The 2,500-nt window shown below is 51.7% G+C and carries 7 tRNA genes and 2 rRNA genes (2 of these 9 cut by a window edge); all 9 read left to right on the plus strand.

The features are described 5' to 3' along the window. Nucleotides 1–1,676: ribosomal RNA gene (locus PSR14_RS00440) — 23S ribosomal RNA — on the plus strand (it extends 1,247 nt beyond the left edge of the window). A 101-nt stretch (nt 1,677–1,777) separates the two neighbouring features. After that, a 5S ribosomal RNA gene (rrf, locus tag PSR14_RS00445) occupies nt 1,778–1,893 on the plus strand. A gap of 5 nt (nt 1,894–1,898) precedes the next feature. Further along, a tRNA-Val gene (locus PSR14_RS00450) sits at nt 1,899–1,974 on the plus strand. A 4-nt stretch (nt 1,975–1,978) separates the two neighbouring features. Then, nucleotides 1,979–2,054, plus strand: a tRNA-Thr gene (locus PSR14_RS00455). Between the two features lie 13 nt (nt 2,055–2,067). Continuing rightward, nucleotides 2,068–2,143: transfer RNA gene (locus tag PSR14_RS00460), tRNA-Lys, on the plus strand. Between the two features lie 14 nt (nt 2,144–2,157). Next, nucleotides 2,158–2,238, plus strand: a tRNA-Leu gene (locus PSR14_RS00465). Nucleotides 2,239–2,267: 29 nt separating this feature from the next. Next, nucleotides 2,268–2,342 (plus strand) — tRNA-Gly (locus PSR14_RS00470). 16 nt (nt 2,343–2,358) lie between these two features. Beyond that, a tRNA-Leu gene (locus PSR14_RS00475) sits at nt 2,359–2,447 on the plus strand. Between the two features lie 3 nt (nt 2,448–2,450). Further along, a tRNA-Arg gene (locus tag PSR14_RS00480) sits at nt 2,451–2,500 on the plus strand; it runs 24 nt beyond the window's last position.

Consider the following 2,500-nt stretch of genomic DNA (forward strand, 5'->3'; position numbering starts at 1 on the left):
AAGGACAGTGAAGTCAGACCGGAAGGACTGGTGGAGTGCTTAGAAGTGAGAATGCCGGTATGAGTAGCGAAAGACGGGTGAGAATCCCGTCCACCGAATGCCTAAGGTTTCCTGAGGAAGGCTCGTCCGCTCAGGGTTAGTCAGGACCTAAGCCGAGGCCGACAGGCGTAGGCGATGGACAACAGGTTGATATTCCTGTACCACCTCTTTATCGTTTGAGCAATGGAGGGACGCAGAAGGATAGAAGAAGCGTGCGATTGGTTGTGCACGTCCAAGCAGTTAGGCTGATAAGTAGGCAAATCCGCTTATCGTAAAGGCTGAGCTGTGATGGGGAAGCTCCTTATGGAGCGAAGTCTTTGATTCCCCGCTGCCAAGAAAAGCTTCTAGCGAGATAAAAGGTGCCTGTACCGCAAACCGACACAGGTAGGCGAGGAGAGAATCCTAAGGTGTGCGAGAGAACTCTGGTTAAGGAACTCGGCAAAATGACCCCGTAACTTCGGGAGAAGGGGTGCTTTCTTAACGGAAAGCCGCAGTGAATAGGCCCAAGCGACTGTTTAGCAAAAACACAGCTCTCTGCGAAGCCGTAAGGCGAAGTATAGGGGGTGACACCTGCCCGGTGCTGGAAGGTTAAGGAGAGGGGTTAGCGTAAGCGAAGCTCTGAACTGAAGCCCCAGTAAACGGCGGCCGTAACTATAACGGTCCTAAGGTAGCGAAATTCCTTGTCGGGTAAGTTCCGACCCGCACGAAAGGTGTAACGATTTGGGCACTGTCTCAACCAGAGACTCGGTGAAATTATAGTACCTGTGAAGATGCAGGTTACCCGCGACAGGACGGAAAGACCCCGTGGAGCTTTACTGTAGCCTGATATTGAATTTTGGTACAGTTTGTACAGGATAGGCGGGAGCCTTTGAAACCGGAGCGCTAGCTTCGGTGGAGGCGCTGGTGGGATACCGCCCTGACTGTATTGAAATTCTAACCTACGGGTCTTATCGACCCGGGAGACAGTGTCAGGTGGGCAGTTTGACTGGGGCGGTCGCCTCCTAAAGTGTAACGGAGGCGCCCAAAGGTTCCCTCAGAATGGTTGGAAATCATTCGTAGAGTGCAAAGGCATAAGGGAGCTTGACTGCGAGACCTACAAGTCGAGCAGGGACGAAAGTCGGGCTTAGTGATCCGGTGGTTCCGCATGGAAGGGCCATCGCTCAACGGATAAAAGCTACCCCGGGGATAACAGGCTTATCTCCCCCAAGAGTCCACATCGACGGGGAGGTTTGGCACCTCGATGTCGGCTCATCGCATCCTGGGGCTGTAGTCGGTCCCAAGGGTTGGGCTGTTCGCCCATTAAAGCGGTACGCGAGCTGGGTTCAGAACGTCGTGAGACAGTTCGGTCCCTATCCGTCGTGGGCGTAGGAAATTTGAGAGGAGCTGTCCTTAGTACGAGAGGACCGGGATGGACGCACCGCTGGTGTACCAGTTGTTCTGCCAAGGGCATAGCTGGGTAGCTATGTGCGGAAGGGATAAGTGCTGAAAGCATCTAAGCATGAAGCCCCCCTCAAGATGAGATTTCCCATAGCGTAAGCTAGTAAGATCCCTGAAAGATGATCAGGTTGATAGGTTCGAGGTGGAAGCATGGTGACATGTGGAGCTGACGAATACTAATAGATCGAGGACTTAACCATATAATATGAAGCAATGTTATCTAGTTTTGAAAGAATATAAAAAACTTGTTGACTTTCAAAGTGAAATAAGTTACAATAATTCTTGTCTTAAATGAATACAGTCTGGTAATGATGGCAGAGAGGTCACACCCGTTCCCATACCGAACACGGAAGTTAAGCTCTCTAGCGCCGATGGTAGTTGGGACCTTGTCCCTGTGAGAGTAGGACGTTGCCAGGCAATCCGGAGGATTAGCTCAGCTGGGAGAGCACCTGCCTTACAAGCAGGGGGTCGGCGGTTCGATCCCGTCATCCTCCACCATTTAGCCGACTTAGCTCAATTGGTAGAGCAACTGACTTGTAATCAGTAGGTTGGGGGTTCAAGTCCTCTAGTCGGCACCAGTTTTTATTGTAAGAGCCATTAGCTCAGTTGGTAGAGCATCTGACTTTTAATCAGAGGGTCGAAGGTTCGAGTCCTTCATGGCTCACCATTTTTAATGAATATGCGGGTGTGGCGGAATTGGCAGACGCACTAGACTTAGGATCTAGCGCCTTTGGCGTGGGGGTTCGACTCCCTTCACCCGCACTTTTAATGAAATAACTCAAACATGTCTTGCGGAAGTAGTTCAGTGGTAGAATACAACCTTGCCAAGGTTGGGGTCGCGGGTTCGAATCCCGTCTTCCGCTCCAATTTTCAATATGACATGCCGGGGTGGCGGAACAGGCAGACGCACAGGACTTAAAATCCTGCGGTGGGTGACCACCGTGCGGGTTCGACCCCCGCCCTCGGCACCATATGCGCCCGTAGCTCAATTGGATAGAGCGTTTGACTACGGATCAAGAGGTTA

Source organism: Bacillus sp. A01H (assembly GCF_045277205.1).
GTDB lineage: Bacteria > Bacillota > Bacilli > Bacillales > Bacillaceae_G > Bacillus_A > Bacillus_A paranthracis.